Source organism: Pseudomonas sp. LBUM1664 (genome assembly GCF_059695895.1).
This window is the reverse complement of the sequence record NZ_CP166791.1, coordinates 4,712,249-4,726,974: the sequence shown is the minus strand read 5'-3', so window position 1 is coordinate 4,726,974 and position 14,726 is coordinate 4,712,249. Positions and strand designations below refer to the sequence as shown.

Genomic DNA, 14,726 nt, shown 5'->3' with positions numbered 1-14,726 from the left:
GGGTCTTCAGTCTTTCTGTCGTCTCAGGCAACCAGTGCCTGGCGGGTACGCTCGATCACGGCCTGCAGCGGTTCTGCGCTGGAGTACTGATCGGGGTACAGGCGTTCGCTGTGACGAGCGATGCCGTGTTCATTGACCAGTGTGAAGCTGAAGCAGCCTTTGCGAGCGGCCATGATCAGGCAGTTCATTGGGGCAAAAGCGTTGGTTAGGGTGCGGATGGCATCCTGTGTATGGATTTGAGCAGACATGTAATGGGTGTTCCTACAAATGACACGGTTAAGAACCGTGCAACGTTAAAACGTTCCAGTAACGTCGACCACCATTGGTCGAACGAAGAGCCTGACTGGAACAAAGCAGCCAGTTTGAGCGCTATATAGAGTGCGCGCTTGGGCTGGCAGGTAGGTACTTAGGAGGGCAGGCAACACATCAAGGGCAAAGGTTCTGGGCCCGGGGTGAAGATCCTGATCAATTTGCAGGTTGGTTCGGTCAGAGTAATGAACCTGGGCAACACTCTTTGGATTCGTTCAAAGGTCGTGTTGGCGCAAGATTTACCTGGAAACCATCGAGGGGGTCGGTCTCTTTTTATCGGTGTAGCGTCCCTTGAGGGATGGCTGACCGTGGAGAAGTGTTCGACCCGGAATTGACTTTCAGCTTGGTACTAACGCCGGGGATACTAACGGATCTAATCGCTGAAGGGAAGGGCATTGGTTAAAAAAGATCCAAACCGGCTGCGATGCCCTCAAGGGCGCCACAGGATCCGACCTTGGGCCTGCGCATCTGCCCGACCGCTTTGACGTGCAAGGCATGGGTTTGCCAAGTTTATCCCCAAGCTTTACTGCCGAAAATGTGCCAAAAAAGCGCAGTGACATAACCAGTCGGGTGTTACTTGTGCACACTCGTTGTGATGGCTGTCATCGTACTGTCATGTCGAAACAATCTGAGGTGGGTGCCTGTATCCAAAATTTAAGTCAATGAAAAACATCGCTTTTTTTTACTGGTGAAAAAATCGTCAGTTTGAGCACAGGCCCCATTCCACAGGGCTTACGGCGAGTTCAGGGTGGGTTGTCCACTGAGTTATCCACAGCTTCTGTGGATTGTCCCAAGCACTTGCTCTAGGACGGGCGTGCTGGTTTTTTTCGACTTTACCCGTGCGAAAAAAAGAGTAGAGTGGCGCGCCTTCCGATCTATCCCACAGTGCTTTATGAAGTTTCGCTCAGTATCAAATCCTGTTACTTCCACACCCTCCGGTGTTACCCCACCTAAGCGCATTTCTATGCGAGTGGCCGAGTGGCTGCTCGACAGCCCACGCCTGGGAGAAAACCCCAGTGTCAAACACCTGGCCGGTCGTCTGCTCAAGCAACCGGCCCGTGAAGGGGTGGTGGCTGCACAAAGTCGCCTCGGGCAGTTGATGTGCCGTGAATGCGGGAACGCGCGCGATCGGCGCATCGGCCACGACCTGCTGCGCCAGGCCGCCCGTGCCGGGGATCATCGGGCTCGCCAGGCGCTTGGTGAAATCGAAGACTAAGCTGGGCAACCCCTGGCTGCTTGGTTAACCTTCGGGCTTTATTTCACCGACAGGAATTGTCATGGCTATGGATTTGACCAGCCTGTTGTTTGGCCTGGCGGGCGCTGCGGTGCCGTTGCTCGCGCTGGCCTGGCACCTGCAACGCCAAGCCAGCGCGGCGCAGACCGAACTGGCACTGCTGGAAGAACGCCTGGCCACCGCCCACATGGCCCACGACGGTTTGAACGCCCAGCTGGATGCCTGCCGTGATGAAATCAGCGACCTGAGCCAGGCCAACGCTGCCAAACAAGCCGAGCTCGCTGCTGCCTGTCGCGAAGTCGAGTTGTTGCAGATTGAGCGCGACAACGCCCGGGATGCGGCCCACGCCTGGAATCTGGAGCGTGCCGGCAAAGAAGCGGAGCTGCGGCGGCTCGACGCCCAGGCGGCTTCATTGCAGGCCGAATTGCGTGAACAGCAGGAGAGCCATCAGCAACGGCTGGAGGATCTGCAAGGTTCGCGAGACGAGCTGCGGGCACAGTTCGCCGAGCTCGCAGGAAAAATCTTCGACGAACGTGAGCAGCGCTTCGCCGAAACCAGCCAGCAGCGCCTGGGTCAGTTGCTCGACCCGTTGAAGGAGCGCATCCAGTCCTTCGAAAAACGTGTCGAAGAAAGTTATCAGGCCGAGGCACGGGAGCGTTTCTCCCTGGGCAAGGAGCTGGAGCGGCTGCAACAGCTGAACCTGCGCCTGAGCGATGAAGCCACCAACCTCACCCGCGCGCTCAAAGGCCAGAAGACCCAGGGTAACTGGGGTGAGCTGATTCTGGAGCGGGTGCTCGAACATGCCGGCTTGGAGAAGGGCCGTGAATATCAGACTCAGGTCAGCCTCAAGGGGCCGGACGGCGAGCGCTTCCAGCCTGACGTGTTGATTTATCTGCCCGGCGACAAGCAAGTGGTGGTCGACTCCAAAGTCAGTCTCACGGCCTACCAGCAGTACGTGGCCGCCGAGGATGACGCCATTGGTCAACTCGCCCTCAAACAGCACGTCGTGTCATTGCGCGCCCACGTCAAAGGGTTGGCCGGCAAGGATTACAAACGCCTGGACGGCTTGCACAGCCTGGATTTCGTGTTGCTCTTCGTACCGATTGAGGCCGCGTTTTCTGCCGCTCTGCAAGCCGAGCCGAACCTGTTCCAGGAAGCTTTCGACCGCAACATTGTGATCGTCAGCCCAACCACGCTGCTGGCGACATTGCGGGTGATCGACAGTTTGTGGAAACAGGAGCGCCAGAGCCAGAACGCCCGGGAAATCGCCGAGCGGGCGGGGTGGCTGTATGACAAATTCGTACTGTTCATTCAGGACCTGGACGAAATCGGCAGTCGCTTGCAGCAGTTGGACAAGGCCTATAGCGCAGCGCGCAATAAGCTGACAGAAGGGCGCGGCAATCTGGTCAGCCGCAGCGAACAACTCAAGTTGCTCGGCGCTCGGGCCAGCAAGAGTTTGCCAACGGAGTTGCTTGAACGCGCGATGACGGATGCGGATGGGCTACCTGAGTTGCCTGAAGAAACCGAAAAAACCCAGGGTTGCTAACGCCCCTCGCCGCAGGTTCGATGTCTGGCTGTAGGACATTAGTCTCCCTACAACGGCAAATGCCGACTCAACAACGCCCTCAGCGCAGCGGGTTTCACCGGCTTGGCCAGGTAGTCCAGGCCTGCCGCGTGCACCTGGGCCACTGTCTCAGGGCGACCGTCGGCGCTGATCACCACGCCCGGGATCGGTTCACCCATGCGCGTTCGCAACCAGGCCATCAGCTCGGTTCCGGTCTCGCCGCCGTCGAGATGAAAATCCACCAGGGCCAGTTGAGGTCGGCCCCCCTGAGCGAGCCAGCGTTCGCATTCTTCACGGTTGCGCGCGGTCCACACCTGGCAACCCCAACGTGTCAGCAGGCTGTTCATGCCGATCAAAATGTTGTCTTCGTTATCGACACACAGCACCTGTGCACCGCTCGGCAAATGGCCGTTGGGTTCGGCCACCGTGCTGGGTACGGCTACCTGTGTTCGGGCAAGCGGTACGCTGACGCTGAACACGCTGCCGCGTCCCGGCCAGGAGCGCACCTGCAAGGTGTGGCCCAGCACGCGGCACAGCCCGTCAGCGATCGCCAGGCCCAGGCCCAGGCCTTTTTCGGCCCGGGTCTGATGGCTGTCGAGGCGTTTGAATTCTTCGAAAATGACCTGTTGTTTATCTTCGGCGATGCCCGGCCCGCGATCCCAGACCTCCAGGCACAACTCGCCGTTGCGCCGACGTGCGCCCAGCAGCACCGGTCCTTTGGCGTAGCGGAAGGCATTGGTGAGGAAGTTCTGCAAAATGCGTCGCAGCAACTTGATGTCGCTGTCGACCCGCAGCCGCGAGCCTCGAACCCGGAATTTCAGGCCTTGTTCCTGGGCCAGCGCCGTGAACTCGGCACCTAGGGTATCGAACAGTTCGCTTAGGGCGAACGGCTTGCGGTCCGGGTTGATCTTGCCGTTTTCCAGGCGGGAAATGTCCAGCAGGTCGGTGATCAGGTCTTCGGCCGAGCGCAGCGAACTGTCCAGGTGTTGCACCAGTTGCCGGGCTTCGCTCGGCAAACTGTCGTGCTGGTGGGACAGTGCCGCGGAGAACAGTCGCGCGGCGTTGAGCGGTTGCATCAAGTCATGGCTGACGGCTGCCAGGAAGCGCGTCTTGGATTGATAGGCCGCCTCGGCGGTGCTTTTGGCTTCAGTCAGGGCCACGTTCAGTTGCGACAATTCCCGGGTGCGCTCGGCTACCCGTTGCTCCAGCCCTTCGTTGGCTTCGGTCAAGGCCTGCGCGGCTTCGCGAAAAGCGGTGATGTCGGTGAAACTCATGACGAAGCCGCCACCGGGCATAGGGTTGCCGATCAGCTCGATCACCCGGCCGTTGGGGAACAGTCGTTCAGAGGTATGGGCGCGGCCCTGACGCATCCAGTGCAGGCGTCGGGCGACGTGGACTTCCGCCTCGCCAGTGCCGCAGAGGCCGCGTTCGGCGTTGTAGCGGATGATGTCGGCGATGGGCCGGCCGACACTGATCAAACCGTCCGGATACTTGAACAGTTCCAGGTATCGACGGTTCCACGCCACCAGCCTGAGGGACTGATCGACCACGCTGATGCCTTGGGTGATGTTTTCGATGGCGCCTTGCAGCAGTGCTCGGTTGAATTGCAGCACTTCCGAGGCTTCGTCGGCGATCCGAACGACGTCTTCCAGCTGCATCTCGCGACCTTCGATGGCGGCCTTCACCACCGCCCGCGTCGAAGAGGCCCCCAGTACACCGGCCAGCAGGCGTTCGGTGTGGGCGATCCATTCGCTGTCGGCATTCTGGCTCGGGTTGAAACCTTTGCCCTGGCGGTAGGCAAAGCGGATGAAGCTCTGGCGCGCCCGTTCCTCGCCGACGAAGCGGGCGGCCAATTGCAACAGGTCATCGATATGTACCGCCAACATCGATCGGGCGCTGGGGCGGGCACTGATTTCCTGGCCGATGAAACGTCCGGCTTGCCAGTGTTCCGACACGCGGGTGCGCGACAGCACGGAGACCCAGGCAAACAGGGTGAAGTTACCGGCCAGGGACAGGACGACCCCTTGGGTCAGCGGGGTAATCGGCAGGTCAAAAGGATTACCATGCAACCAGGCCAGGCCTGGAAAACTGCTCAGCGACCAGCCCAGGCTGTGGGCCGTGATCGGCAGCACCAGGGTGTAGAACCACAGGAAGATCCCCGTGGCGAGGCCGGCGAACACACCGCGGCGGTTGGCCTGTTTCCAGTACAGCGCGCCCAGCATGGCGGGGGCCAGTTGGGTCACGGCGGCGAAGGCGATCTGGCCGATGGTCGCCAGGCTCGCTGTCGAACCCAGCAACCGGTAGCTGACATAGGCCAGCAACAGGATCACCACGATGCTCACCCGACGAACCGAAAGCATCCACTGACGGAACACTTCGAAGGGCCGCTCGGCGTTGTTGCGACGCAACAACCAGGGCAGCAGCATGTCGTTGGAGACCATGGTAGAGAGCGCCACACTCGCCACGATCACCATGCCGGTAGCCGCCGAGGCGCCGCCAATGAACGCCAGCACCGCCAGGGCCGGGTGGGCTTGGGCGAGGGGCAGGCTGATGACGAACGAATCCGGCAGCACCGAACTGGGCAGCAACATTTGCCCGGCGAGGGCGATGGGCACGACGAACAGCGCGGCCAGGGCCAGGTAGGCCGGGAACACCCACTTGGCCAGGCGCAGGTCCTGGGGTTCGATGTTCTCGACCACGGTCACGTGGAACTGCCGTGGCAGGCAGATGATCGCCATCATCGCCACCCCGGTCTGCACCACCATGGACGGCCAATTGATGGTTTCTTTCCAGTATTGCTCCAGGCGCGGGGCAAGCATCGCCTGGTCGAAGAGATCGTCGAAGCCGTCGTAGAGGCCATACGTCACGAAGGCACCGACCGCAAGGAAGGCGAACAGCTTGACCAGGGACTCGAAGGCGATGGCCAGTACCATGCCGCGGTGGTGCTCGGTGGCGTCGAGGTTGCGGGTACCGAAAACGATGGTAAACAGCGCCAGGATCAGCGAGACAATCAGCGCGGTGTCCTGGGCGCGGGTGCCCATGGCGTCGGCGCCGGCACCGATCAGCAGGTTCACCCCGAGCACGATGCCCTTGAGCTGCAAGGCAATGTACGGCAGCACGCCCACCAGGCAGATCAGCGCGACCACTATCGCCAGGGACTGGGACTTGCCATAGCGGGCGGCGATGAAGTCGGCGATGGAGGTGATGTTCTCCTGTTTGCTGATCATCACCATTTTCTGCAGGACCCACGGCGCCAGCACCAGCAACAGGATCGGCCCGAGATAGATCGGCAGGAATGACCAGAGCTGTTCGGCGGCCTGGCCCACCGCGCCAAAGAATGTCCAGCTGGTGCAATACACCGCCAGCGACAGGCTGTAGACCCAAGCCCGCACCCGCGGCGGCAGCGGCGTGCTGCGCCGGTCGCCGTAGAAGGCGATGGCGAACATGATGGCCATATAGGCCAGGGCAACAACGGCGATCAGCCCGCTGGACAGCGACATGGAAGCTCCCTAACAAGACACCGGGGCTTGGGCCCGGCAGAACAGTCTCGCATGCCCGCTCGGGTTCGTCAGTGTCGACCAAGGTCGAGGCGTGGTGGGGTGTCGCAGATGGCCTCATCGCGAACAGGCTCGCGATGACGGTGTTACTGACCCAGCGCGATATCCACCAACCGATACAGCTCCTCAACCTCCAGCGGCGCGGTGGCAAAGAGAATGCGAAACACCGTCGGTGCCACCACCACATTGATCAGCCGCTCGATGCCAGGGTTTGGCTCATCGGGGTAGCGATCCAGAATGATCTGCAGCTGACCGCTGATGATGCCCACGCAATACCCCGGCGTGGCACAGGCCTGGATGTCGCGCATCATGTTGCGGCCGGGCTCGGAACTCATTTCGTCCAGGTACTGTTCGGCCCAGGCGCGCAAGTCACCGCGCAGGCTGCCGGTATCGGCCGGTTCATTGTCCGGGCGCATGCGGGCGATGGCAACGTCGGCCAGCAGCGCCGGCAGATCGCCCCAGCGCCGGTAAATGGTGGACGGCGTTACACCGGCGCGCGCGGCGATTTGCGGCACGGTGAGGGTGGCGCGATCCTGCTCTTGCAGCAGGTCGCGGACCGCCGAATGAATCGACTCTTGTACCCGAGCGCTTCTGCCGCCGGGGCGTAAACCTTCTTTAATAGCCATGCATCGGACCTTAACACAAAGAATTTGCTTTAAGCGCTTCTCGGTAGCACACTCTGCAAAAGCAAAAAATTAGCTTTTGTGGATGGCTTTTGTGGAGTGTGCCCATGTCTCGTCCAGCTTCGACCCGTGTCAGCCTGATATTTCTGGCAATAACCTTGCTCGGTTTTCTCGCCGCCTCCAGCGCGCCGACGCCGTTGTATCACCTCTACCAGGAACAATTGCAATTTTCCCCTGCGATCCTGACGCTGATTTTCGGCGTGTACGCATTCAGTCTGTTGGCCGCTTTGCTGACCGTGGGCTCGCTGTCGGATTACCTGGGCCGCAAGCCGGTGATCTTCGTCGCGCTGTTACTCAACATGCTGGCGATGCTGCTGTTTATCAATGCCGACAGTGTCGCCTGGCTGATTGGTGCCCGGTTGATCCAGGGCTTCGCCACAGGCATGGCCACCAGCGTGCTTGGTGCTGCGTTGCTGGACTTTGACCGCAGGCAGGGCCCGTTGATTACCAGCGTCGCGCCGTTGTTGGGCATGGCTTGTGGGGCGCTGGGCTGTGGCCTGCTGGCGCAATTCGCGCCGTTGCCCTTGCAACTGACGTACTGGATTCTGTTGGGGTTGTTCCTGGCCCAGGCCGTTTACCTCTGGCGCCTGGCGGAGAGCGTCAGCCCGCAACCCGGTGCCTGGCGTTCTCTGCGACCGACCTTGCATGTGCCGGCCCAGGCGCGGCGAGCCTTGTGGTTGGTGCTGCCACTGGATCTGGCGGCCTGGGCGGTGGGCGGCTTCTACCTTTCACTGGCACCGTCCCTGGTGCGGGCCGCAACGGGTTCGACCTCCAACCTGGTTGGCGGTGCGCTGGTGGCGGTGCTGACCCTCAGCGGTGCGTTGTCCATCTACACGCTGCGCAACCAGGGGGCAGACAAGATGCTGCGCCTGTCCGCCAGCCTGTTGGTGGTGGGTCTAGCGCTGGTGCTGGTCGCGGTGCACGGTGGCAGCTTGCCGTTGTTCTTCGTCGGCACGCTGGTCACCGGCAGCGGTTTTGGTGCAGGTTTTCTGGGCGCACTGCGCAGCATCATGCCACTGGCCTTACCCCACGAACGGGCCGGTTTGATGTCGGCGTTTTATGTCCTCAGTTACTTGGCTTTCAGCCTGCCATCGTTGCTGGCCGGGAACCTGACCCGGGTGTTCGGGTTGATCCCGACCACCGATGGCTATGGTGCGGTGCTGATCGTGTTGTCGGCCGCGGCGTTGCTAGGCCTGGTGCGCCAATCCGCAAAACCGGTAGGCGATGGCCTTCGCCCTTGAAAACTTTGCATGCGAGCGCCGCCGTCGGCTGATTTGGGCTAGCCTTGGCGCCTCAACATCTCTTTCGGTCGATGTCTTTTGAAAATTATTCGCAGCAAATCCTTTATCGGCGACCGTGCCTGGGCGGCGCTGGATATCGCCAACATGAACGGCATCACCACGCGCCTGCACTGGACTGATCAGCCTTACAAATGGCACATCAATGACGGTCAGGAAGTCTTCGTGGTGCTCGATGGGCAAGTGCAGATGTGCTATCGGGAAGAGGGTGTCGAAAAAGAGGCTTTGCTGGGCGCCGGGGATATTTTCTACGCATCGGTGGGCACCGAACACGTGGCCAAGCCGTTGGGAGAAGCGAGAATCCTGGTGGTCGAGACTGAAGGCAGCGTCTGAGGGTTATCTGCAAAGTAGATAACACATAGAGAAATTACCCGTTATATCGATATTCGATTCGGATCTAGCATGGGCTCCACCTCATTCGAGGACAGGAGTTCGCCATGACATGCTGCGCCACCAAAACCCGTTTTCGGCCACTGAGCCACTTGCCCAGGCCGCTGGAAGCCATTCGCCAATTCACACCCAACTGGTTCGCTGTCGTCATGGGCACTGGCGTGTTGGCCCTGGCCTTGGCGCAATGGCCTGGGAATGTGTCGGGCCTGCGCGTCCTGGCTGAAGGGTTGTGGTTGTTCAACACTTTGCTATTCGTGTTGTTCGCCGGGCTGTACACCGCGCGTTGGGTGTTGTTCTTCGACGAGGCGCGGCGGATCTTCGGCCATTCAACGGTTTCGATGTTTTTCGGCACCATTCCCATGGGGCTGGCGACCATCATCAACGGTTTTCTGGTGTTCGGTTTGCCGCGTTGGGGCGAGAACGTGGTGCCGTTGGCTGAAGCGTTATGGTGGATCGACGTGGCGATGTCGCTGGCCTGCGGCGTGCTGATTCCTTTCCTGATGTTCACCCGTCAGGAGCACCGAATCGACCAGATGACCGCGGTGTGGTTGCTGCCGGTGGTGGCCGCCGAAGTCGCGGCCGCCAGCGGCGGGCTGTTGGCCCCGCATCTCGCCGACGCTCATTGGCAACTGATCATGCTGGTCACCAGCTACATCCTCTGGGCATTTTCCCTACCGGTGGCGTTCAGCATTCTGACGATTTTGCTGTTGCGCATGGCCCTGCACAAACTGCCCCACGAAAACATGGCCGCCTCGAGCTGGTTGGCCCTCGGCCCGATTGGCACTGGTGGCCTGGGCATGTTGCTGCTGGGGAGCGATGCGCCGATGATTTTTGCCGCCAATGGCTTGCCAGGCGTTGGTGAAATCGCCGCCGGGTTGGGGCTGGTGGCGGGTATCACTCTATGGGGGTTCGGGTTCTGGTGGATGCTGATGGCGCTGCTGATCACCGCACGCTATTTACGCGCCGGCATCCCATTCAACCTCGGCTGGTGGGGTTTTACCTTTCCTTTGGGCGTGTATGCGCTGACGACGCTGAAGCTGGCGGACCTGCTGAGCCTGGATTTCTTCACGGTGTTCGGTTGTGTGCTGGTGGCGATGCTGGTGGTGATGTGGCTGATCGTGGGCCGGCGTACGGTGCTGGGCGCCTGGCACGGTGAGTTGTTCGTGTCGCCGTGCATTGCCGGGTTGGCGAAATAATCGCTGAACACCTCCAAAGCTAGGCACGTCGTGGGGTAATGTGTGGCCTGGATCGAAAACCGTTATTCCAATAAGCGTCCACGCCACTCAGGAACATGGAAGATGAGTCACCCTTCGCAGTTCACCTTGCTTCGCACCCGGCGTTTCCTGCCGTTTTTCATCACGCAATCGCTCGGCGCGTTCAATGACAACATTTTCAAGCAGTCGCTGATTCTCGCCATTCTCTACAAGCTGGCCATCGACGGTGATCGCTCGATCTGGGTCAACCTCTGCGCATTGCTGTTTATCCTGCCGTTCTTTTTGTTCTCGGCGCTGGCGGGGCAGTTCGGGGAAAAATTCGCCAAGGATGCGTTGATTCGTCTGATCAAGCTCGGCGAAATCGCCATCATGGCGGTTGGCGCGGTGGGTTTTCTGTTCGATCACTTGTCGTTGATGCTGGTGGCGCTGTTCGCCATGGGCACTCATTCGGCGCTGTTCGGGCCGGTGAAATATTCGATCCTGCCGCAAGCGTTGCGCGAGGATGAATTGGTCGGCGGCAACGGCCTGGTGGAGATGGGCACGTTTCTGGCGATCCTCGCCGGTACCATCGGTGCCGGCATCATGATGTCCTCGGCACATTACGCGCCGGTGGTGTCGACCGCGATTATCGGCATCGCCGTGCTCGGTTACCTGGCCAGCCGCAGCATTCCGCGAGCGGCGGCGGCCTCGCCGCAAATGCGTCTGAACTGGAACATCTTCAGCCAGTCCTGGGCCACCCTGAAACTGGGTTTGGGGCAAACCCCGGCGGTGTCCCGGTCCATTGTTGGCAACTCCTGGTTCTGGTTCGTGGGGGCGATTTATCTGACGCAGATCCCAGCCTACGCCAAGGAGTGGATGCACGGCGACGAAACCGTGGTGACCTTGATCCTGACGGTGTTCTCGGTGGGGATCGCACTGGGCTCGATGCTGTGCGAAAAACTCTCCGGGCGCAAAGTCGAGATCGGCCTGGTGCCGTTCGGTTCGTTCGGGCTGACCGTGTTCGGCCTGCTGCTGTGGTGGCATTCCGGTGGAATCCCCGACAGCGTCGATGGCCACGGTTGGCTCCAAGTACTCGGTTTCGGCCACGCCTGGCTGGTGTTGTTCGATATTCTCGGCCTGGGTGTATTTGGCGGTTTCTACATCGTGCCGCTGTATGCGCTGATCCAGTCACGTACCGTCGAGAACGAACGGGCGCGGGTAATAGCCGCCAACAACATCCTCAACGCATTGTTCATGGTGGTCTCGGCCATTGTCTCTATCGTCTTGCTGAGCTTGGTCAAGCTGTCGATCCCGCAGTTGTTTCTGGTGGTGTCGCTGCTGAATATCGGCGTCAACGCTTACATCTTCAAAATCGTCCCCGAGTTCAGCATGCGCTTCATGATCTGGCTGCTGAGCCATTCAATGTACCGCGTGGAGCATCGCAACCTGGATGCCATTCCCGATGAGGGCGCGGCGCTGTTGGTCTGCAATCACGTGTCCTTCGTCGATGCCTTGCTGATTGGCGGCGCGGTGCGTCGGCCGATTCGCTTCGTGATGTACTACAAGATCTACAACCTGCCGGTGCTGAATTTCATCTTCCGCACCGCCGGGACGATTCCAATTGCCGGGCGCCAGGAAGACATTCATATCTACGAAAAGGCCTTTACGCGAATCGCTCAATACCTGAAGGACGGCGAATTGGTGTGCATCTTCCCTGAAGGAAAGTTGACTGCCAATGGTGAGATCAATGAGTTCAAGGGCGGGTTGACGCGCATTCTTCAGGAAACGCCGGTGCCGGTGATTCCCCTGGCGTTGCAGGGGTTGTGGGGCAGTTTCTTCAGTCGCGATCCGGGCAAGGGGCTGTTTCGTCGGTTGTGGTCGAGGGTGACGTTGGTGGCGGGTTCGGCAGTCACCGTTGAAGTGGCGGAGCCGGCGAAATTGCAGGCGTTGGTGGGGGAGTTGCGCGGGGCTGTCAGATAATTGATGACCTTGCGGGCCTCTTCGCGAGCAAGCCCGCTCCCACAATAGACTGCAGTCCATTGTGGGAGCGGGCTTGCTCGCGAATGCGGTAGTGGCCTAGGCGCTGACCTTAAGCCCGATTAACCCTGCAACGATCAACGCCACACTGGCCAATCGAACCAACGCCATCGACTCACCGAACAAAATGATCCCGGCAATCACCGTGCCCACGGCACCGACCCCGGTCCAGATCGCATAGGCCGTACCCAGCGGCAATTCCTTCATCGCAAGGCCCAGCAGGCCGAGGCTGATCGCCATGGCCGCAACGGTCAATGCAGTGGGGAGAGGGCGGCTGAAACCGTCGGTGTACTTCAAGCCGACAGCCCAGCCGACTTCGAACAGGCCGGCAAAAAACAGAATGATCCAGGGCATCACACGCCTCCATCAATGGATGGGGTCGTCCCCGGATTAGAACTTGATCGAGTGGCGGGGTCGTCCCCGCAATGAGCATAGAGTGCCTATTGCTGACCGCTCGATCAAGTCTGCGTTACTCGGCGGCTTGCTGGGCGGCGAGTGTTTCGCGGTCCAGTTTTTCGCTCATGCGCCGGAAGTACGTCGAGAGCAGTGCCCCGGAAATATTGTGCCAGACGCTGAACAGCGCGCTGGGCACCGCCGCCAGCGGCGAGAAATGCGCACTGGCCAGGGCTGCCCCCAGACCTGAGTTCTGCATGCCTACTTCCAGCGCCAGGGATTTACGCTGGGCCAGTGGCAAGTTGAACAGGCGACCGGTGAAGTAGCCCAGCAAATAGCCGAAGCTGTTGTGCAACATCACCACGGCCATGATCAGCAGGCCGGATTCAGCGATCTTCGCCTGGCTGGCGGCGACTACGGCGGTGACGATGATGACGATGCTCACCACCGACACCAGCGGCAACACATCCACCGCATGACGTACCTTGTCACCGAGCAGCCGTTGCGCCACCACGCCCAGTACGATCGGCAACAGCACCACTTGCAGGATCGACCAGAACAGCTCCATGAACGACACCGGCAGCCAGGCCGAGGCCAGTAGCCAGATCAGTGCCGGGGTCAGCAGCGGAGCGAGGAGGGTCGTGACGGCGGCGATGGCCACGGACAAGGCCAGGTCGCCGCGGGCCAGCCAAGTCATGACATTCGACGATGTGCCGCTCGGGCAGCAACCGACCAGAATCACGCCGACGGCAATTTCCGGTGGCAGGTGGAAAACCTGGCAAAGCAACCACGCCACGCCGGGCATGATCACGAAGTGCGCGACCACGCCCAAGGCCACGCGCCACGGATGGCGAGCGACTTCGGCGAAGTCTTCAAGCTTGAGGGTTAGGCCCATGCCGAACATCACCAGCCCCAGCAGCGGCACAATGGCGCCCTTGAGGCCGATGAACCAGGCCGGCTGCAAAAACGCCACGACGGCGAAAATCAGTACCCAGTAAGCGAAGGTATTGCCGACAAAGCGGCTCAATGCAGCCAATGCGCGCATGACCTGATCCTTATTATTTAAGTAGCACCACAAGAACCAATGTGGGAGCGAACCTGCTCGCTCCCACAGGGTAACCATCAGCAGCCTTTAGATCCCCTGCGGAATCTCTTCACCACCCAACGCTTCGACCAGCGCCGGCAGGAACTCGCCGAACGTCAACATCATCAGGGTGAAGCTGGCGTCCAGTTGGCCGAGGGCTTCGTCGCCACCGTCCTGCTCCGCCTGGTCCTGCAACAAATCCTCGAACTTGAGGCGCTTGACCACCATCTTGTCGTCGAGCATGAAAGACAGCTTGTCCTGCCAGGCCAGTGACAATTGCGTCACAACCTTGCCGGTGTTCAGGTGCAGCTGGATTTCGTCACTGGTCAGGTCCTGACGCTTGCAACGCACGATACCGCCGTCCTCGTGGGTGTCGCGCAGTTCGCATTCGTCCAGTACGAAGAAATCGTCCGCGGCTTTCTGGGTCTTGACCCAGTCGGTCATGGTGGCGGTCGGGGCCATTTTTACCGTCAGCGGACGCACCGGCAGCGAGCCGATGACTTCACGCAGGGTAGAGAGCAGGTCTTCGGCGCGTTTCGGGCTGGCGGAGTTGACCAGGATCAGGCCCTGTTTCGGCGCGATGGCGGCGAAGGTGGACGAGCGGCGGATAAAGGCCCGAGGCAGGAACGCCTGGATGATTTCATCCTTGATCTGGTCCCGTTCCTTTTTATAGACCTTGCGCATTTGTTCGGCTTCGATCTCTTCGACCTTTTCCTTCAGGGCATCGCGTACGACGCTGCCTGGCAAGATGCGTTCTTCCTTGCGAGCGGCGATCAGCAGGAAATCCTGGCTGACATGCACCAGTGGCGCGTCTTCGCCTTTGCCAAACGGCGCGACGAAACCGTAAGTGGTCAACTCCTGGCTTGCACATGGACGCGCCAGTTTGGTGGCCAGTGCAGTTTCCAACGCCTCGGCATCAAAAGGCAGATCTTGGGTCAGGCGATAGATAAGCAGGTTTTTGAACCACATGGGGTGAGTCTCTCC

At 60.3% G+C, this 14,726-nt stretch carries 12 protein-coding genes; 6 read left to right on the top strand and 6 right to left on the bottom strand.

Going from position 1 to position 14,726, the window contains the following annotated elements; all coding sequences use genetic code 11:
- Positions 1-23: 23 nt before the first annotated feature.
- Positions 24-248: a hypothetical protein gene (locus ACA047_RS22135; RefSeq protein WP_154851410.1), complete on the bottom strand. Its 225-nt coding sequence runs from the start codon at positions 246-248 to the stop codon at positions 24-26.
- A gap of 953 nt (positions 249-1,201) precedes the next feature.
- On the opposite strand from ACA047_RS22135, the gene ACA047_RS22130 reads away from it, so the two are divergent.
- Both ACA047_RS22130 and ACA047_RS22125 read left to right on the top strand, forming a co-directional pair.
- Positions 1,202-1,525 carry a sel1 repeat family protein gene (locus ACA047_RS22130; protein WP_497352954.1) on the top strand — a complete coding sequence of 108 codons (324 nt, stop codon included), beginning with the start codon at positions 1,202-1,204 and terminating at the stop codon, positions 1,523-1,525.
- Positions 1,526-1,700: 175 nt separating this feature from the next.
- Entirely contained in the window at positions 1,701-3,089 is a 1,389-nt protein-coding gene (locus ACA047_RS22125; RefSeq protein WP_497360484.1) for a DNA recombination protein RmuC, read from the top strand.
- 47 nt (positions 3,090-3,136) lie between these two features.
- On the opposite strand, the gene ACA047_RS22120 is transcribed toward ACA047_RS22125, so the two are convergent.
- Together ACA047_RS22120 and ACA047_RS22115 are read right to left on the bottom strand one after the other, a co-directional pair.
- Positions 3,137-6,607, bottom strand: coding sequence for a hybrid sensor histidine kinase/response regulator (locus tag ACA047_RS22120; protein ID WP_497352952.1), 3,471 nt, complete (start codon positions 6,605-6,607; stop codon positions 3,137-3,139).
- A 143-nt stretch (positions 6,608-6,750) separates the two neighbouring features.
- The gene (locus tag ACA047_RS22115; RefSeq protein ID WP_497352950.1) at positions 6,751-7,290 is read right to left on the bottom strand and encodes a TetR/AcrR family transcriptional regulator; all 540 of its coding nucleotides are present in this window, start codon (positions 7,288-7,290) and stop codon (positions 6,751-6,753) included.
- A gap of 104 nt (positions 7,291-7,394) precedes the next feature.
- On the opposite strand from ACA047_RS22115, the gene ACA047_RS22110 reads away from it, so the two are divergent.
- From ACA047_RS22110 to ACA047_RS22095, 4 genes are all read left to right on the top strand, one after another.
- On the top strand, positions 7,395-8,588 hold the full coding sequence (locus ACA047_RS22110; protein ID WP_497352948.1) for an MFS transporter: 1,194 nt from the start codon (positions 7,395-7,397) through the stop codon (positions 8,586-8,588).
- A gap of 78 nt (positions 8,589-8,666) precedes the next feature.
- Positions 8,667-8,978 carry a cupin domain-containing protein gene (locus tag ACA047_RS22105; protein WP_497352946.1) on the top strand — a complete coding sequence of 104 codons (312 nt, stop codon included), beginning with the start codon at positions 8,667-8,669 and terminating at the stop codon, positions 8,976-8,978.
- A 104-nt stretch (positions 8,979-9,082) separates the two neighbouring features.
- Positions 9,083-10,231: a TDT family transporter gene (locus ACA047_RS22100; RefSeq protein ID WP_497352944.1), complete on the top strand. Its 1,149-nt coding sequence runs from the start codon at positions 9,083-9,085 to the stop codon at positions 10,229-10,231.
- Between the two features lie 102 nt (positions 10,232-10,333).
- Positions 10,334-12,208 carry an MFS transporter gene (locus tag ACA047_RS22095; RefSeq protein WP_497352942.1) on the top strand — a complete coding sequence of 625 codons (1,875 nt, stop codon included), beginning with the start codon at positions 10,334-10,336 and terminating at the stop codon, positions 12,206-12,208.
- Positions 12,209-12,304: 96 nt separating this feature from the next.
- Here ACA047_RS22095 and sugE read toward each other — a convergent pair whose 3' ends face one another.
- The 3 genes from sugE to rdgC form a co-directional block, all read right to left on the bottom strand.
- Positions 12,305-12,619, bottom strand: coding sequence for a quaternary ammonium compound efflux SMR transporter SugE (sugE, locus tag ACA047_RS22090; protein WP_497352940.1), 315 nt, complete (start codon positions 12,617-12,619; stop codon positions 12,305-12,307).
- Between the two features lie 115 nt (positions 12,620-12,734).
- A complete protein-coding gene (locus ACA047_RS22085; protein ID WP_497352938.1) occupies positions 12,735-13,703 on the bottom strand; it encodes a bile acid:sodium symporter family protein in 969 nt (322 codons plus the stop codon).
- Between the two features lie 87 nt (positions 13,704-13,790).
- Positions 13,791-14,711 (bottom strand): recombination-associated protein RdgC, encoded by a 921-nt coding sequence (rdgC, locus tag ACA047_RS22080; RefSeq protein ID WP_497352936.1) that lies wholly within the window; start codon positions 14,709-14,711, stop codon positions 13,791-13,793.
- Between the last annotated feature and the right edge of the window lie 15 nt (positions 14,712-14,726).

Coding starts and splice junctions, on each gene's coding strand:
- ACA047_RS22135 (WP_154851410.1), bottom strand. CDS start 248: ATGTCTGCTCAAATCCATACACAGGATGCCATCCGCACCCTAACCAAC.
- ACA047_RS22130 (WP_497352954.1), top strand. CDS start 1,202: ATGAAGTTTCGCTCAGTATCAAATCCTGTTACTTCCACACCCTCCGGT.
- ACA047_RS22120 (WP_497352952.1), bottom strand. CDS start 6,607: ATGTCGCTGTCCAGCGGGCTGATCGCCGTTGTTGCCCTGGCCTATATG.
- ACA047_RS22115 (WP_497352950.1), bottom strand. CDS start 7,290: ATGGCTATTAAAGAAGGTTTACGCCCCGGCGGCAGAAGCGCTCGGGTA.
- ACA047_RS22110 (WP_497352948.1), top strand. CDS start 7,395: ATGTCTCGTCCAGCTTCGACCCGTGTCAGCCTGATATTTCTGGCAATA.
- ACA047_RS22100 (WP_497352944.1), top strand. CDS start 9,083: ATGACATGCTGCGCCACCAAAACCCGTTTTCGGCCACTGAGCCACTTG.
- ACA047_RS22095 (WP_497352942.1), top strand. CDS start 10,334: ATGAGTCACCCTTCGCAGTTCACCTTGCTTCGCACCCGGCGTTTCCTG.
- sugE (WP_497352940.1), bottom strand. CDS start 12,619: ATGCCCTGGATCATTCTGTTTTTTGCCGGCCTGTTCGAAGTCGGCTGG.
- ACA047_RS22085 (WP_497352938.1), bottom strand. CDS start 13,703: ATGCGCGCATTGGCTGCATTGAGCCGCTTTGTCGGCAATACCTTCGCT.
- rdgC (WP_497352936.1), bottom strand. CDS start 14,711: ATGTGGTTCAAAAACCTGCTTATCTATCGCCTGACCCAAGATCTGCCT.